The organism is Sphingobium quisquiliarum P25 (assembly GCF_000445065.1).
Classification (GTDB): Bacteria; Pseudomonadota; Alphaproteobacteria; order Sphingomonadales; family Sphingomonadaceae; genus Sphingobium; species Sphingobium quisquiliarum.
Genome location: NZ_ATHO01000130.1, coordinates 44411 through 60915 on the forward strand (window position 1 = coordinate 44411; position 16505 = coordinate 60915).

Annotated in this window: 17 protein-coding genes and 1 pseudogene; 9 read left to right on the top strand and 9 right to left on the bottom strand. The window is 63.2% G+C overall.

The window, feature by feature from the left end; translation table 11 throughout:
- The first annotated feature begins 63 nt into the window (after positions 1-63).
- Complete coding sequence (locus tag L288_RS43495; protein WP_051768121.1) at positions 64-717, top strand: TetR/AcrR family transcriptional regulator; 654 nt, start codon at positions 64-66, stop codon at positions 715-717.
- A 48-nt stretch (positions 718-765) separates the two neighbouring features.
- Here L288_RS43495 and L288_RS35840 read toward each other — a convergent pair whose 3' ends face one another.
- Entirely contained in the window at positions 766-1296 is a 531-nt protein-coding gene (locus tag L288_RS35840) for a VOC family protein (protein WP_030539697.1), read from the bottom strand.
- A 13-nt stretch (positions 1297-1309) separates the two neighbouring features.
- Positions 1310-2236, bottom strand: coding sequence for a helix-turn-helix domain-containing protein (locus L288_RS42045; protein WP_152522094.1), 927 nt, complete (start codon positions 2234-2236; stop codon positions 1310-1312).
- Between the two features lie 382 nt (positions 2237-2618).
- On the opposite strand from L288_RS42045, the gene L288_RS35845 reads away from it, so the two are divergent.
- Entirely contained in the window at positions 2619-5285 is a 2667-nt protein-coding gene (locus L288_RS35845; protein WP_021238990.1) for a TonB-dependent receptor, read from the top strand.
- Between the two features lie 134 nt (positions 5286-5419).
- On the opposite strand, the gene L288_RS35850 is transcribed toward L288_RS35845, so the two are convergent.
- Genes L288_RS35850 through L288_RS43190 form a run of 3 tightly spaced genes read right to left on the bottom strand, consistent with a single transcriptional unit; the run spans position 5420 to position 7288 of the window.
- Positions 5420-5803 (bottom strand): nuclear transport factor 2 family protein, encoded by a 384-nt coding sequence (locus L288_RS35850; protein ID WP_021238991.1) that lies wholly within the window; start codon positions 5801-5803, stop codon positions 5420-5422.
- Between the two features lie 52 nt (positions 5804-5855).
- Complete coding sequence (locus L288_RS35855; protein WP_021238992.1) at positions 5856-7076, bottom strand: acyl-CoA dehydrogenase family protein; 1221 nt, start codon at positions 7074-7076, stop codon at positions 5856-5858.
- Positions 7073-7288: a hypothetical protein gene (locus tag L288_RS43190; protein WP_152522095.1), complete on the bottom strand. Its 216-nt coding sequence runs from the start codon at positions 7286-7288 to the stop codon at positions 7073-7075. The genes L288_RS35855 and L288_RS43190 overlap by 4 nt, the downstream gene beginning before the upstream one ends.
- 74 nt (positions 7289-7362) lie before the next feature.
- Between L288_RS43190 and L288_RS35860 the strand changes: the two genes are divergently transcribed.
- The 3 genes from L288_RS35860 to L288_RS35870 are packed head-to-tail and all read left to right on the top strand — an operon-like array spanning position 7363 to position 9208.
- Complete coding sequence (locus L288_RS35860; RefSeq protein ID WP_021238994.1) at positions 7363-7929, top strand: VOC family protein; 567 nt, start codon at positions 7363-7365, stop codon at positions 7927-7929.
- Complete coding sequence (locus L288_RS35865; RefSeq protein ID WP_021238995.1) at positions 7926-8669, top strand: alpha/beta fold hydrolase; 744 nt, start codon at positions 7926-7928, stop codon at positions 8667-8669. Before L288_RS35860 ends, L288_RS35865 begins: the two co-directional genes overlap by 4 nt.
- Positions 8666-9208, top strand: a complete 543-nt coding sequence (locus L288_RS35870) for a carboxymuconolactone decarboxylase family protein (protein ID WP_021238996.1) — start codon at positions 8666-8668, stop codon at positions 9206-9208. Before L288_RS35865 ends, L288_RS35870 begins: the two co-directional genes overlap by 4 nt.
- A gap of 18 nt (positions 9209-9226) precedes the next feature.
- On the opposite strand, the gene L288_RS42050 is transcribed toward L288_RS35870, so the two are convergent.
- Together L288_RS42050 and L288_RS35875 are read right to left on the bottom strand one after the other, a co-directional pair.
- On the bottom strand, positions 9227-10291 hold the full coding sequence (locus L288_RS42050; protein ID WP_021238997.1) for a transposase: 1065 nt from the start codon (positions 10289-10291) through the stop codon (positions 9227-9229).
- Between the two features lie 18 nt (positions 10292-10309).
- Complete coding sequence (locus tag L288_RS35875; protein ID WP_021238998.1) at positions 10310-11215, bottom strand: LysR substrate-binding domain-containing protein; 906 nt, start codon at positions 11213-11215, stop codon at positions 10310-10312.
- Between the two features lie 96 nt (positions 11216-11311).
- Here L288_RS35875 and L288_RS35880 point away from each other — a divergent pair.
- The 3 genes and pseudogenes from L288_RS35880 to L288_RS35890 all read left to right on the top strand — a co-directional run bounded on the left by L288_RS35880 (position 11312) and on the right by L288_RS35890 (position 14268).
- A pseudogene (locus L288_RS35880) lies at positions 11312-12494 on the top strand (acyl-CoA dehydrogenase).
- Positions 12494-13639: a CaiB/BaiF CoA transferase family protein gene (locus L288_RS35885; protein ID WP_021238999.1), complete on the top strand. Its 1146-nt coding sequence runs from the start codon at positions 12494-12496 to the stop codon at positions 13637-13639. The pseudogene L288_RS35880 and the gene L288_RS35885 overlap by 1 nt, the downstream one beginning before the upstream one ends.
- Complete coding sequence (locus L288_RS35890) at positions 13636-14268, top strand: glutathione S-transferase family protein (RefSeq protein WP_021239000.1); 633 nt, start codon at positions 13636-13638, stop codon at positions 14266-14268. Before L288_RS35885 ends, L288_RS35890 begins: the two co-directional genes overlap by 4 nt.
- A 114-nt stretch (positions 14269-14382) precedes the next feature.
- On the opposite strand, the gene L288_RS35895 is transcribed toward L288_RS35890, so the two are convergent.
- On the bottom strand, positions 14383-14595 hold the full coding sequence (locus L288_RS35895) for a hypothetical protein (RefSeq protein WP_021239001.1): 213 nt from the start codon (positions 14593-14595) through the stop codon (positions 14383-14385).
- The gene (locus L288_RS35900; RefSeq protein ID WP_021239002.1) at positions 14592-16049 is read right to left on the bottom strand and encodes a phytoene desaturase family protein; all 1458 of its coding nucleotides are present in this window, start codon (positions 16047-16049) and stop codon (positions 14592-14594) included. The genes L288_RS35895 and L288_RS35900 overlap by 4 nt, the downstream gene beginning before the upstream one ends.
- Positions 16050-16176: 127 nt before the next feature.
- Between L288_RS35900 and L288_RS0121885 the strand changes: the two genes are divergently transcribed.
- Positions 16177-16505, top strand: a 329-nt coding sequence (locus tag L288_RS0121885; protein ID WP_031304616.1) for an FAD-binding protein, incomplete at its 3' end; no start/stop codon positions are given.

A 16505-nucleotide genomic window follows, 5' to 3' on the forward strand; every position in this document is an offset into this window, starting at 1 on the left:
GTCTCCGCAGGCGATTCCTCTGCGGTCAAAAGTCTACGATCGCGTTTCCATGCAGGCAAGAGCATGCTTGCTTTCGCGCCCGCCCAATGTGAGATGAGCGGCATGAAAAGGACGGGGCGGCCAACAAAGGAAGAATCGCGTGTGCTGACGGGCGACCTGCTGGGCGTCGCGGCGGAAATGTTCCTTGACCGGGGCTATCGCGCGACATCGATCGAGGCTGTCGCCGCGGAGGCCAGGGTAGCCAAAAAGACGATCTACGCGCAGTTCGGCGGCAAGGCTGGCCTGTTCCGCGCGGTCTATCAAAGCATCGCGGAACGGCGCGGCAAATTGCTGCCGCTCGGCGACCCCGGACCGGGGCGCGAGGGCCTGATCCGAAGGGCCGAAGCGATCGTGGAGGGCGCGTTCGAACGCCACGCGCTCCAGTTCAACCAGTTGCTGATGCGAGAAGGCGCGTCCTTCCCGGAGTTGCAGCAGATCACCGCTGAAATCACCGAAATCCACATCAGCGCGCCCCTGAAAGCCTATTTCGCGCGGGAATTGCCGGATGCGTCCGATGACCGGCTTTCCTTTCTGGCCGAAGCCTTCATCAATGTCCTGCTCGGCCGCTATATCGGCCTTGTCTCGCAGCCGGGCATATCGTCGCTGCGCGCCTGGTATACGAAGGAACGCATAGAAGCGCTGTGCGATCTTTATTGGCACGGTTGCCGATCCTCCTGACCCGATCTTACCCAAACCATCATTCTTCGGTCGCGGCCACAGTCCTCATCAGCTGGCTTTCATGTCGATCACCGTCACCGGATTGGTGCCGTCCCATGTCCGCGTCGCGGCAATCCCTGAATCCATCAGTTCGCGCGTCGCCGGGCTTTCGATGAACTCGTACATCATGCCGGGTTGGCCCTCCGATTCCAGATAGGCGACGCGCGTGCCGGGGCTGGACGCCATGAATGCCAGCGTCATTCCATCGGCTTGCGCGCCAGCGACCGCGGCATCAAGATCGTCCACGACCCAAGCGATATGATGCATGCCGGTCAACAGCGCGCCCGACGCGTCCCGATAGGGCGAGGGCGCGTCATTGGTGATCTGCATCAGTTCGACCTGCGTCTCCCCCTGATAGCCCATGGCGACGTCGCAGGTGACGAGCGTGTCGGCTCCGCGATACTGGCCCCTCATCGTCACGTTGCGGAACAGGGTCCACGGCCCGATGCCCAGACGCGTCATCCATGACTGGACGCCCGCATCCAGGTCCTCGACGATGATGCCGATCTGATCGATCCGGCCCATTTTTGCCTGAGTCATTATGATAGCCTTGTCATGATAATATTCGCTCTCTCGCCATGTCGCGTCCGGTTATCGTGCGGTTGTAAACTGCCGGTCCGGCATGTCCCTGCGCCCGGATGAAGCTGGCCGGGGACAGGCCGGTGGCCCGCCTGAATGCGGTGGAAAAGCTGCTCGCCGATCTGAAACCGATCTGCTTCGCCACCTCTCCGATCGGCAACTGCTGCTGCGCCAGAAGAGTCTTTGCGCGCAATATCCTGATCATCGCGGAATAGTCTGCCAGCGTCGATCCGGTCGCTTGGCGGAAGCTGCGCGACAGGTGGCAGCGGCTGATGCCGCACGCATCCGCAAGGCTGTTGACCGATGGCCAGTCACCCGTCGTTTCATGCAGCATTTCCCTGATCTTGCGCAATTGCCATCCGGTCAGGCCGCCTTTGGCCCCGTCATCCTCCTCGCGCGCGTCCGCCTGAAACAGCCGGGCGAGATCGACCAGCATCGTTCGCAGCAGGGATTCGATCAGCATCTCGCTTCCGAATCCCGGCTGCTCCAGTTCCTGACTGACCCGCCTGATGCTGCGGCTGATGCTGTTCGACCTGATGTCGATGCAGCGGCGCAGGCGGGCCGGGTCCCAATCGTTCAGCCCCGTCAGCCCTTCGAAGGACGCCGCATCATATTCGCAAATCAGGATCCGGGACGGCCCGCCCTTCCCATAAGCATGCAGCGGATGCCCCGGCGGGCGGAGGATCACCGCGCCAAGGTCGGACCATGTGTCGAGTGCGGGCACGAAGCGGCCCTTGCCATCCGGGCCGTCTGCCCTGGGATAGGTGAAGGACAGGATGGGCCGATCCTCATCCTCTATCACCTCATGGGGCGTGGGAAAATCATAGTGGCGCAACTGCACCGTCGCGAGCGGCGCCTTATGCGCAGACTGAACCGTCCACAACCCAGGTGAAACAGCCACTTCCCTCTCCCATCGTTGCGTATTGTTTAATGGCTTTTACCGTCATGATAAACATGAATCTCGGCCCAAATGCATGTAAATGCGTAACAGAAGAGAAAGATAAGCACAGAGACGAACTTGCCTCTCCGCCCGGCGGGGGAATATTGTCCGCATCATAAGGGGGAGAGCGCGGGAGCATGTTCACAGGATATGCTCCCGCCTTTCCAGGCGCGGCTGCAACAACGGGCTGGCCTGCTCCGGGCCATGCGATTTTCGCACAAATGCAAAAGCTTGTCACATCTGCGTAGCTGCCAAGCGGATGCAGCCTGCATAGGCTCCCCTGATCGACCGCCCGGACCAACGGGCGGCAAAAAACCGGACATTGGGAAAAGGGAGAGGCATTTTGTTTCAGTCTCGCACGCTGTTTTTAACTACCGCAGGGTCGATCGCGCTTGCCGCCGCTTCACCTGCTCTGGCTCAGCAGCAGCCCGCAGCGGGCGCCGCCGCCCCGACCGACACGGGCATCGCGGACATCATCGTCACCGCCAACCGCCGTGAGGAAGCGATCCAGAGCGTGCCGGTCGCCATCACCGCGCTCAATAACGAGACGCTGCGCGAGCAGAATATCTCCAGCCCCACCGACCTGCTTGGCCGCATCCCCTCGCTCAACGTTGCCTCCAACGGCACGCAACGCGATGCGGAGACGATCACCATTCGCGGTCAGGGCCAAAGCTATCTCGCGCCGGTGGGCGTCGTGAACTATTTCGCCGAAGTGCCGCTGATCCAGGGTTCGATCATCGCGAACCAGGGCGGGCCGGGCACCTTCTTCGATCTGGAATCGCTTCAGGTGCTGCGTGGGCCGCAGGGCACGCTGTTCGGCAAGAACACCACCGGCGGCGCGCTGCTGCTCGGTCCGCAAAAGCCCAAGGATTCCTTTGGCGGCTATGTTCAGGCTCAGATCGGCAATTATGACGACCGGGAGTTCGAGGCCGTCCTCAACGTCCCGCTCGTGGCCGACAAGCTGCTGCTGCGCGTCGCGGGGAAGAAGGTCGACCGCGACGGCTATACCAAGGATGTCGGCCCGGCAGGCGTCGTCACGACACTGCCGTTCCAGGATTTCACGCAGCCTCCGCCCTTCTTCATCGGCCAGGCGCCCGGACAGGTGCTGCCCGGCAACCGGCCCAACTCCGGCGTCAACGGCCTGCCGGGCCCGGCCGATACGAACAATGGCTACCGCGGCAAGGATTATGACGACCGTCATTACTGGACCGTCCGCGCCGGTTTGACCTTCCGCCCTGTCGATGGCGTCGAAAATTATCTGGTCGGCTATTATACCAAGGCGCATAATAACGGTTCCGGCCAGGTGCTGACGAGCGTGAACACGACCAGTAGCAACCTCATCAACCTGGTCGCCAATAGCTGGGGCAATGGCAGCGGCACTGGCATTCCCTTCGATGCGACCGACTCCACGATTTCCGAAGCCGTTCTGGCGGCGCAGAAGGCGCGCGGTCCCCGCCGGGTGATCCTCAACAATGATCAATTCTACCGGCTGACGAACTGGGCCATCACCGACATCCTCACCATCGACATTTCGGATCAACTCACCTTCCGCAATGTCTTTGGCTATCAGCGGATGAAGCAGTCCTATAGCTGGGATCTGGACGGCAGCTTCCTTCCCGTGCTCGCACAGGTGCCCGGTGTCGTGCGGCAATCGGCGATCACGCGTTTCGGCAATGTCTATGGGGCGCAAGCCGGTGACGTTGCCCACGTCACAAATGTCAGCCTGATCACCGAAGAACCGCAGCTTCAAGGCAGGCTGCTGGATGGCAGCCTGAACTTCGTGCTGGGCGCCTTCTATTCCAAGCAGAAGCCGGAAGGATTGCAGGCGACCGGGTCCTATAACGGGGCCGCGAACGGTGGCGGCTTCTTCGCCATCACGACCAAGAGCAAGGCGCTTTACGCGCAGGGCACGCTGGATTTCGGGGCGTTCAGCCCGTCGCTGGACAGCCTGAAGCTGACCGCCGGTATCCGCCGGACGGAGGATAGCTATTCCGGCAGCCGCATCTCGCCGGATTATGTCGTCCTGCCTATTGGCGCGGCGAGCGAAAAGACGCGCGCGACCACCTGGACCCTTGGCCTTGATTATGAGGTGATGAACAACGTCCTCCTCTTCGGCAAGATCACCAAGGGATATAAGGCGGGCGGCTTCAACTATGCGGCCGTTCAGCAGGCAGGCCTGACCTTCGCGCCGGAATATGTGAAAAGCTATGAAGTCGGCGCGAAGACCGACTTCACCCTGGGCGCCGTGCCGGTGCGGGCCAATATTTCGGCCTATCATCTGGACTATGACGGCATCCAGCGCACCTTCTCGGAAAATGTCGCGAACGGTTGTCCCGATCCGGCCAATCCCTTCTGCAACACGACCGGCATCGACCAGGGCGCGCGCACGTTCAACGCAGGCACGGCGCGGGTCAGGGGCGTGGAACTGGAACTGACGGCCCGTCTGACCAAGGAATTCACGCTGTCCGGGGGCTATTCCTACACCAGCGCCAAATATAAGCGCTACTTCCTGGACGTGCCGCCCGATCCGGTCACCGGCCCGCAGCAGGGGGTGAAGGACTCGTGCAACGGCCCGGTGCCGATCCCGCAAGGGCCGGGCGCTCCGCCCACAACCGTGGACCTGTCGTGCACGCCTTTCCCCTTCACGCCAAAGAACCAGTTCTCGATCAACGCGCGTTACGAATATGAAATGGATCGCTCGGTCGGCACATTCGTCCTTTCGGGCGGATACACCCATGCCGACAAGTCCTGGACCGCGCCCGCATCGACCGTGGCGAGCGAGCCGGGCGGTTATGTAGACGCCTATGATGTCTTCAACGCGTCAGTCGAATGGAACGGCATGATGGGCACTTCGCTGGACGCGCGTTTCTTCGTCACCAACCTGACGAACGAAACCTACCGGATCAGCAATTCGAACGGCGACAGCAACAATCTGGGCTATTCGACCAGCATCTATAGCGAACCGCGCATGTACGGCCTGTCGATCCGCTACCGCTTCGGCGAGCAATAAGGCAAGGCATTCATCGCCGGATGACAAGGAAGGAGCGGAGCCAGGCGGCTTCCGCTCCTTTCCTGTGCTGCGGCGGCCCCAGTCTGAACGAACCGCAGGAGCTTCCCATCAGAAGGCCCTGTTTCCTCCAGAGGCTAAGGCAGCCGCGTCGCATGATAGGCCACTTGCCGCCACAGTCCGCCGCTTTCCCTGCGCCAGACCTGCGTCGCGAAGGTGCGGCTGGTCAATTGCTCGCCCGTGGCCCGCCGCATCAGGGATGTCGTCACCGCGCCGCTGACGATCGCGCCATTGTCTCCGGCTGGGCGCACGGCCGCTTCATGCTGGGCGATGTCCACAAACCGCATGACCTCCAGCGCATAGGTCAGGAACTCCCCCTTGTTCTGGACCGCGCCAGAGGCATGGACGTGGATCAGATCGTCCGCGAGCAAGTCCTCCAACGCGTGCCGGTCCTGCGCGATGAGGGCGGCGCGGCGCTCTCCCCCGCGCTGCTCCAACATCGTTTCCAGATCTTGCATCATGCCCGGGTCACGCGCACAACCGCCCCCGCCCCCGGCATTCCCATCCCGCACCTTATTCGGTGCCCGGCATCGTCATGTTCGACGGCAAGCCGCAAAGCTGCCGCCCATAGGCCTCCATCACCGTATCGATGTTGATCGCGCCATGCTGCGTCCCTGCGCGGACATCGCGCCAGACGCGGTTGAGCGGATGGGAGGATGCGATGAACGACCCGCCGGATGCGGAGGCGAGGAGGTCCACCGCTTCCCACACCATCGACGCCGCCATGCCGCAATCGCGCCTGATCGCGAAACTTTCCATATGGGTTAGGGTGTCGCCGCGCCGGGCGGTTTCCTCAAGCAGGTGCGCGGCGCTGGACGCGATCGTCAGGGCGGCGTTGACCTTCGCCGTCGCACGGCCAAGATGCTGATGGATGACCGGCGCATCCGCCTGCCTGAGATACTGGGTATATTGGATGCCGCGCTTTTCGACCTTTTCCAGAAAGTGATCGATCGCGCCCAGCCCGCCGCCGATGATGGGGAAGGTCAGGACCAATGCGCCCCAGCCCGTTCCCGATATCCGGTACAGCAGCTCATTTTCCACGTTCGGCGACACATAGCCTTCGCGGCGCATCTTGCCGAAGGCGCCGATATAATCGGGCTTGACGACATAGTCGCGCAGCCTGACCGAATTGCTGCCGGACCCGCGCAGCGCGATGACGTCCCAATCGTCCAGAATCTCCAGTTCCCCGCACGGGATCAGGGCCAGGCCTTCGTCAATGACCTGGTCGCCGCTATCCTTGATCGGTACGCCCAGCATGTCCCAATTCGCGTGATTGATGCCGGAGTTGAACGCCCAGATGCCGTCCTCCACATGCAGTCCGGCGGCCGTCTGGCGCGACTTGAGCGTACGGGCGGAAAATACGCCGGCCAGCCTCGCCCCGCCCGGCGTTGAAAAGATCGTATCGGCGGTTTCACGGGGCAGGATCATCGCGCCCCCCCAATTGGAAATGTTGATGATGTTCAGCGCCCAGGCGACGCCCATGTCGCCGCGCGCCGTTTCGACGATGGTGTGCAGATAGGTCTGCAAATCGACCTGCGCGCCGCCATATTTTGCCGGGCTCAGCATCTGGAACGCGCCTGCCTGGTCGAGCTTGTCGAAGATCGCGTCGGGAATCCGGCCGAGTGCTTCGGTTTCCGACGCGCTGGCGCGCAAGTCCGTCCTCAGTCCCTCCGCCATGGAGATGAAGCCGTTCGCTTCGGTTGGAACGGACCGGGCGGCTGATGTGGCGGTCATTGATCTTCTCCAGCTTTGATAGGGGCATTCCCCGGATCGGCGATTCGTTGCGCCGATTCTTGTTTCAAAACATGGATGACATTAATGGCATATGCAAGGCCATGCCCGCCGAGGCGTGAAAATGCCCGACAATAGCCGAACTGGCGCTGGACAATCGTACGGTTTAGCAGTAAATGATGATCAGGACGAGAGCGTTGCCACATATCGTCCATAAATAATGTGGCGATGGGATTTTGAAAAAATCGTGAGCGGCGGGCGCCGGTTCACCTGGTTACGGAGAGAGCGCATGGCGGGTTCACCCCCTCAACTCAAGCATGTCGGAGTCTATGTTGCGGATATTGAACGCATGCGCCGCTTCTATGGCGACGTGCTCGGCATGGTCGAAACCGACACAGGTGAGGTCGCGCGCTATGGCAATGCGCCGATCGTATTTCTCAGCGCCGACGCAAGTGCGCACCACCAGCTTGTGCTGTTGCAGTGGCCCGAAGGCATGGAGCGGGGACCGAGCACCGTCAACCAGCTATCCTTCGCGGTTGAATCGCTCCCCCAGATCCGCGACATCCACGACCGGCTGAAGCAGGAGCGCGTGACGAAGCTGCTGCCGATCAACCACGGCACTTCGATCTCGCTCTATTCGGAGGATCCCGAAGGCAACGGCCTGGAAATCTATATGGACCTGCCCTGGTACATCTCCCAGCCGCACGGCGATCCGCTTGACCTCAGCCTGTCCGATGAGGAAATCATGCGCAGGACGGAGGAGATGGTGCGGGCCGACCCCAGCTTCCGCCCGTTCGCCGACTGGTCGTCCAGCATCAATGAAAAGATCAGGCAGCGGGCAGGGCAGGAGGCGTGAGCCACGCGAATCCGCCGCCCTTCCTTCTGGTGCACGGCGCCTATCATGGCGGCTGGTGCTGGCGCGATGTCGCGCGGCGGCTGCGCACCAGCGGGTTCGACGTCTTCACGCCGACCCAGACCGGACTGGGCGAACGCCGCCACCTGCTGTCCGCTCATCTCACCATGGAAACGTTCGTCCAGGATATCGTCAACGTCATCCTCGCCGAGGAACTGGAGGATGTCATCCTGGTCGCGCACAGCTATGGGTCGCGCGTCTGCAATGGCGTTGTCGACCGCATGCCGGAACGTGTGCGCCATCTCGTTCATCTCGACGGCGGCTTTGCCTTTGACAATCAAAGCCGCCTTGAAGGCATGACGCCTGAAATGCGGGAGGCGCGCATCGCCAAGGCGATGCAGCATGACGGCGGTATCAGCGTGACTGGTCCGTCCGCGGCCGAATTCGGCATTGCCGATCCCGATCTTGCCGCCTGGGTTGACCGCCGCATGACGCCCCAGCCGTTCGGGCCGGAAAGGACCGCGCTCGTGCTGAACAATCCGCTGGGGAACGGCGTCCCCGCCACCTACATTGCCTGCATGGCGCCGCAGCTTGCGGCCGTCGCGAAAAGCGCCGCTTATGCAAAGGGCAGGGATGACTGGACCTATATTGAAATCGACGCGGGGCACGACGCGATGGTGACCCATCCCGCGCAGGTGGCGGACATTCTGGAAAACATCGTTCACAACGGGGCTCGTTCATGACGCGTATCGAATTGCAATCACGGGAAACGCAACCGGACCATCAGCATGTGTGGGACATGCTGGAGCGGGAGCGGCAGCGCCCCAATTCGAACATCTTCCGCGCCATAGCCAATCTGCCGGACGTTCTGGACCGCTTCATTCCCATGGCGAACGCCATTCGCGACGCGGGCGGGCTGGATGCGGAGCTGCGCGAACTGGTCATCATCATGACCTGCCTGACGATCGGTTCCTCTTATGAAGAGGGCCGGCACTGGAATATCGCCGTCCGCATGGGTGTGCCCAAGGACAAGCTGGCCGCGATCTGGGGCTTCGAACATTCCAGCCATTTCGATGAGAGAGAAAAGGCGGTACTGCGGCTCGCCCGGCAAACGGCGCGCGCCCCGGCGCAGGTGAGCGAAGATGTCTGGCGGGACGTGGAGCGCCATCTTGGCTCCGGGCCTGCGCTGGCGGTGCTGTTCACCGTGGGCTGGTACAAGATGACGGCGTGCGTCACCGGGCCGCTCGACCTGGATGACGAGCCCGGCTTCACCCGCTTGTAGGCTGCAAGGGACAGGCGTTCAGAGGAATTTGCGGATCGGCGTGGGTGGCGTCAGCGCATGTTCGCGCAGGGCCTTGTCCAGCACGTGGGCCAGGTCAACCTCGCCGATGGCCGAAAAGGCCTGCTGCATGTCGGTCAGCATCTCCTCGTCCGGCACCGCGCCGCGCTGGGCCCAGGCTTCGTTGATCATGTCGAGCATGCTGGCCAGGATGCCCGATATCAGCCTGCACATCGGCCCGTGGCCGCTATAGGGTTGCTGACGGCTCAGCCGTTCGAAGATGATCGACTGGCTTTCCATGATGAACAGTCCGCGCCGCGCCAGGAAATTGGGCGAACTATAGGCCCGGCGCATGCGGTCGCGATTGATTTCAGAGTGGGTCATCGCCAGCGTGCTGGTGAACCAGGCGATCAGCACCTGCTCGACCGGCTTGTCATGGGGAAGGCGGCGGTCAAGCTCCATGCCCAGGTCGCGCAGGCCGTAACTCAGATCCAGATAGATGACATCCATCTTGCTCTGGAAATAGCGGAAGAAGGTGCGGGTCGACACTCCGGCCTCCGCTGCGATCGCTTCCGCCGTCGTCGTTTCGAACCCGCCGCCCTGCTCGCCGCCATTGCGGTGGAACAGTCTCTGCGCCGCCGCGATGATCTCCAGCCGGATGCGGCGGCCGCGTGCGGTGATGGGCAGCGGTTCGGCGCTGGCAATCGGCAGAAGGGGGAATTGCGCGCTTTCCCTTCGCTTCTTCGCGGCTTGCATGTCCGACGCGCGGCGGATGGCCACCGCATCGCACAAGGGCCTCAGTTCAGGATGGTCGAGCAGTCCCTGATGTTCCAGCGCTTCGATCAATCCGGCCTTTTCCCACTGCCGGAAACGCGCGTGCACGGCGCTGCCGCTGCCATAGACATCGCCGGTCAGGTCGCGCCATGCTTGCCCGGTCGCGAATTTTTCCAGCACCGCCGTGAACATCAGCCGGTCGTCATTGCGCTTGCGGCCGCCGCCTTCCGCGCGCTTGTACACGCGATCGGCGGCGCGCCCGTTGCGCGGCAGAAGCGGCTCTATCTCCTTCCAGAGTGTGGCGGAAATCATCCCCTGTCCGTGTCCCTGTCAGCCATGCGGACGATCGGGCGAGGGCTGCCCCAGCACGTCGAGGATCACGGCGGCGATCGGCGGCCGCGGCTCGCGCCAGGCAAGCGCCAGGTCCACGCCCGCCTCGAAATCGTCGAGCGGGCGGAAACACAGGCCGCCGATATTCATGTTGGTCAGCGATCGCGGCGCCAGCACCACGCCGCCTCCGCTCGCGGCGATGCAGGCGGCCGTCAGGAAATCGCTGCAATCGATGAAGGGGGGCGTCGCAAAGCCGCCTGCCTGCGCCAGGGACTGCACGAAGCGGGGCAATCCCATGCTCCGCGCCGCCTGCGGGATGATGAACGTCTCCCCGGCCAGATCGGCGCAGCGCAAACGCTCCTGCCGGGCGAGGCGATGCGCCGCGCTCATCGCGATGATCATGCGCTCGCTATGAACGATGCGCGCAGACACGCCCGGCGGATAATCGTCCTGCGGGCGCAGGAAACCCGCATCCGCGCGCGCGTCGCTCAGTGCGGCCAGCTGTTCGGGCGTTTCCATGGGCACGCAGTTGACGTGGAGCAGCGGCAGCCGCCCGGCAACCCCTTTCAGCGCTTCGGTCAATATTCCGCTCAGCGCCGCGGAAAAGACATAGTGCAGCCGCGCCGGGCCTGCTTCCCCTCGCGCCGCCGCCCGGCCGATGCGTTCCGCCCGGTCCATGCGGTCGAGCGTGGCGCGCGCCTCCTCCAGGAAGATCGCGCCGAACGGGGTCAGGCGCACTGCCGCGCGGCGTCCGCGTTCGAACAGGCATGCGCCCAGATTGTCCTCCAGCCGCCTGATCTGCCCCGACAAGGCGGATTGGGCGAGCCCCAGCCGTAAGGCCGCGCGCCCGAAATGCGCCTCCTCCGCCACGGCGATCAGGCAACGGAGCTGCCGACTGTCGATCAAGCATTGATCTCCATAAAGATCATAGAATGCAATTTCTAATGTTTAACCGATCAGCGGCGAAGTTCAACATCGCCCCGAACATGGGAGCGTGAATTGATGCCGGACAAATTTGCATTTGCGTGGGACGATCCGATCCTGCTCGATGATCAGCTGACCGACGATGAGCGGATGGTGCGCGACACTGCGCGCGCCTATGCGCTCGACCGGCTGGCCCCACGTGCCGCCGAAGCCTTCGCCAGCGAACATACCGACCCGGAGATATTCCGCGAAATGGGCGCGATCGGCCTGCTCGGCCCGACCATCCCGGAAGAATATGGCGGCGTCGGCGCCAGCTATGTCGCTTATGGCCTGGTCGCGCGCGAAGTGGAGCGTATCGATTCCGGCTACCGCTCGATGATGAGCGTGCAGTCGAGCCTCGTCATGTACCCGATCCACGCTTATGGGTCGGAAGCGCAGAAGCGCACATATCTGCCCAGATTGGCCAGCGGCGAATGGATCGGCTGCTTCGGCCTGACTGAGCCGGACGCGGGTTCCGATCCCGGCGGGATGACCACGCGCGCACGCAGGACGGGGGGCGGCTATGTGCTGTCGGGGGCGAAGACCTGGATTTCCAATTCGCCGATCGCCGATGTCTTCATCATCTGGGCCAAGAGCGACGCGCATGGCGGCGCCATTCGCGGCTTCGTGCTGGAAAAGGGGATGAAGGGCCTGTCCGCGCCCAAGATCGAAGGAAAGCTTAGCCTGCGCGCATCGATCCGGCATGGTGGTGCTGGACGATGTCGAGGTGGGCGAGGACGCCCTGCTGCCCGAAGTCGAGGGGCTGAAAGGTCCCTTCGGCTGCCTCAACCGCGCCCGCTACGGCATTAGCTGGGGCGCGATGGGCGCGGCGGAAGCCTGCTTCCACGCCGCGCGGCAATATGGGCTCGACCGCAGGCAGTTCGGCCGCCCGCTCGCCGCGACGCAGCTTTATCAGAAAAAGCTTGCCGACATGCTGACCGAAATCACGCTTGGCCTGCAAGCATCGCTGCGCATCGGCCGCCTGATGGACGAAGGACGGTTCGCGCCGGAGATGGTCTCGATCGTCAAGCGCAACAATGTCGGCAAGGCGCTGGACATCGCCCGCGCCGCGCGGGACATGCATGGCGGCAACGGCATATCGGGGGAATTTCCCGTCATGCGGCATCTGGTCAATCTGGAAACGGTCAACACCTATGAAGGGACGCATGACATTCATGCGCTGATCCTGGGCCGTGCCATCACCGGCATCGCGGCCTTTTGATGGCGGGGCCGCCGCTCGCGGGCATCAAGGTGCTGGAACTGGCCCGGATTCTCGCCGGGCCATGGGCGGGCCAGCTCCTCGCCGATCTGGGCGCGGAGGTGATCAAGGTGGAAAGCCCGTCCGGTGACGACACCCGCCGCTGGGGCCCTCCCTTCGTGGAGAATGGCGACGGTACTCGCGACGCCGCCTATTTCCACGCCGCGAACCGGGGCAAGAGGTCGCTGGCGATCGACTTCACCACGCCGGAGGGCCAGGCGGAAGTCCGGCGTCTTGCCGTCGAAGCCGATGTACTGATCGAGAATTTCAAGGTCGGCGGCCTCAAAAAATATGGCCTCAGCTTTGACGATCTTGCCGCGCTCAATCCCCGGCTGGTCTATTGCTCGATCACCGGCTTCGGCCAGACCGGTCCCTATGCCGCGCGTGCCGGTTATGACTTCATCGTCCAGGGCATGAGCGGGATCATGGACCTGACCGGCGATCCGGCAGGACCTCCGCAAAAGATCGGCGTTGCCTATGCCGACATCATGACCGGCCTCTATGCCGTCACCGGCATCCAGGCGGCGCTGATCCAGCGGGAAAGCACCGGGCGCGGCCAGCATGTCGACGCTGCCCTGTTCGACGTCATGGTGGCGACGCTCGCCAATCAGGCGATGAACTGCCTGATCTCCGGCAAATCGCCGCAGCGGCTGGGCAACGCCCATCCCAATATCGTGCCCTATGACGTCTATCCTGCGGCCGATGGATGGTTCATCCTCGCCACCGGCAACGATGCGCAGTTCGCGCGCGTATCGGCTTTGCTGGGGATCGCGCCCGGCCCGCACCTCGCCACCAACGCGGGACGCGTCGCGGCGCGGGCGGAGGTGTTCGACATGATTTCGGCGGCCACGAAGCTGTCGAAGCGCGACGATCTGCTCGCGCGGCTGGAGGCGGCGGCCGTCCCGGCCGGACCGATCAACAGCGTCGCGGAGGCGCTGGCCGACCCGCAGATCGCGGCGCGCGGCATCGTGCGGTCCTTTGCACGTGAAGGCGGCGGCAGCGTCCCGGGGCTGGTGACGCCGCTCCACTTTTCCGCCGCATCGCTTGCATGCGGGGCGGCTTCGCCGCAGCTTGACGATGCGCATGATCATCGAAGGACCTTCACATGACCGAAGTCACTCTCTACGCCGCGCCGCGCGCCTGCTCGCTCGTGACCCTGATCGCGCTGGAAGCGGCCGGTATCGCCTATCGCGCGATCTGGCTGAATCTCGTGGCCAGGGAGCAGCGGGAGCCCGGCTATCTGGCGGTCAATCCGCGCGGCAAGGTGCCGGTGCTCATCACGCCGCAGGGGACGATCACGGAGAATGCGGCCATTCTGGCGTGGATCGCTGGCCGCGCCCCGAAAAAGCGGCTTCTTCCCGATCTGGGCACGGCCGAAGGGGTGCCGGTGCTGAGCGATCTCGCGTGGTTCTCCTCCGGCATTCATCCGCTGCTGACCCGCATGCTCGTGCCGCAACGGATCACGGACGATGCGGAATGCCAGCGGCTGGTCGCGGAATATGCGGCCAAATTGCTGCCGGACGAGTTCGCCCTGATTGAGGAGAGGCTGTCGGGGGGCGGCTGGTGGCTCGATCAATGGTCGCTGCTCGATGGCTATCTCTTCTGGATATGGAACCGCGCCATGGCCGGGCCGCTGGATCTGTCCCCCTATCGCGCCTTCGCGGATCATGCGCGGCGGATGTTGCAGGAACCGCCCGTCGCGCGCGCGGTCGAGGCCGAACGGCGCGGCGCGAACTGAATTACGGCCGCGCCAGACCTCTACCTGCACCACCCCCCACCAACCTATCTTCCGAAACCATATAGAGGCAGGAACCCGGTCCCGGACCTGGGCTCCTGCCTCCGCAGGAGCGTGTCAGGCCTTGCCCTTGCGGAACAGCAGGCTCACCAGGAACAGCGCCGTACGCGCGTCGAGCAGCTTGAGCAGGCCGCGCGCCTCCTGCGGCGTCAGCCGCGCGGTCATCGGCATCGACCCATAGATCTTGCCCTTGATCAGCAGGTCTGAGCCATCGCGCTCCAGCTTGCCGACCTGCATCAGTTCGGCACCGGTCCCGTCCAACAGCTTCACTGCGCCACCACCTTGTCGAAATCGATGCCCATGTCGTCGAACATCTTGATCGCGACCGGGCGGCCGATGCTGAACACGCCGCCGCCCGGATGCATGAACGGGCCGCTCAGATACAATCCCTCGACATTGGGCACGGCATAGTTGGACAGTTCCGGCGTCGGACGCATGCCGCCAAACTGGAACAGATGGAATCCCAGGCCGCATGCGTCGCCATCGACCATGCTGTTGGGTGAATGGCGCTCCATGTCCAGCGGACTGTCGACGAGGCGGAACAGGATATTGTCCGGCGTCAGGTTCGGCATGAAGTAGGCCGCCTTCTCGATCATGTTGTCGGCCACGCGTTCCTTGATCTCGTCCCATTTCTGTGCGCCGCCGTCCGCCAGCTTGTAGGGGACGTGCTGGAGCAGGTAAAGCAACGGGTTGTCCTCCGGCGACCGGCCGGGGATCTGCATGTCGCTGCCTGCCAGCAGCGGCCGGTCATAATTGATCTCACCATGGCGCATCGGGTCGAAGGCCTTGAGGAAATCGCGCAGATTGTCGGCGAAGATCCACTTGACGATGCTGTCCTCGCTGATGTGCGACGGCATGTTCTTCTTGAGCGGCTCCTTCAACCCGCCGTCGATCTTGATGATGCCGTACGGGCTCTGGATGGTCCGCTTGCCGCGTGCAACCACGGTATCGGGGATGCCATCCACGAACTTGTCCAGGTTGCGCGGATGGATGGAGGCGACCACCGCGTCACGCGCGGCATATTCGTCGCCATCGGTGGTCAGCAGGCCGGTCGCCCGTCCGCCGCTGGTCAGCACCTTCTCCACCTTCGCATTCTTGATGATCGTGCCGCCATGATATTCGATGCATCGCGCCAGCGCCGCCGCCAGTGCGCCGCTGCCGCCGATCGGCATGCCTGTCTTGAAATTATGCTGGAGCGCAGTTGTCAGCAATACGCACAGCCCATTGCCCATGTCGTCGGGAAAGCCCAGCGTATGTTCGGTCGCCGACCGGATCATGTGAATCTTGATGTGATCGCTTTCGAACAACTCATCCACGACTTGCAGCGGGCTGCGGAACATCATGTCGATGATGCGGCGTCCGTCCTCGTTTCCGCTCAGCATGCCCAGCGTCACATGCAGCGGCAGCGGCACCGTGTACATGCCAGCCATCAGCATCGGCAGAACGCGCGCGCCCAGCATGGCGAGATCGCGATAGGCCTCCGCATCCTTCTCCGAATGGCGCGCGATCGACTGGCAGGTCCGGTCCAGATCGTCGAACACTTCCAGCGTGCTGAAGTCCGACAGGATCGTCGTCTGGAACGCGCCGGGATGCACATATTCAAGACCGAATTTCGACAGCAGGTTCAATTCGTCATTGCGGATCAGCGGATTGGGCTGGATCAGATAATGGTGCACCGAATGAAGGTCATGGGTAAAGCCGGGATGTCCGCGCTCGATCGTCACCGTGCCGCCGCCAGCGCTGCACCGTGGCTTCGGGACCCGGCCTCTTCCCGGATGATGATCCGTGCCGGATGATTTCCTGGGTCGTCGGCCCGAAGCATCTTCTTCCAACACGAGCTTGAGGACCGCTATGGCCCTTCCTTTGCCGCCCCAGGTTTCCGCCGCCGATTTCAAGCAGGCGCTCGAACAGTTCGCGCAGGCGGTTGGTTCGCAATGGGTGTTCACGTCCGAAGAAGACGTGATGCTCTATCGGGACGCCTATTCGCCCTTGTGGGACGAGCCCGATGAACTGATCCCTTCCGCCGCCGTCGCCCCGTCGACCGTTGAGGAAGTGCAGGCGGTCGTGCGCATCGCCAACCGCTTCAAGGTTCCTCTCTATACCATTTCGACGGGCATGAACCTGGGCTATGGCGGGTCCTCGCCCAATCTGCGCGGCAGCGTGATCGTTGATCTCAAGCG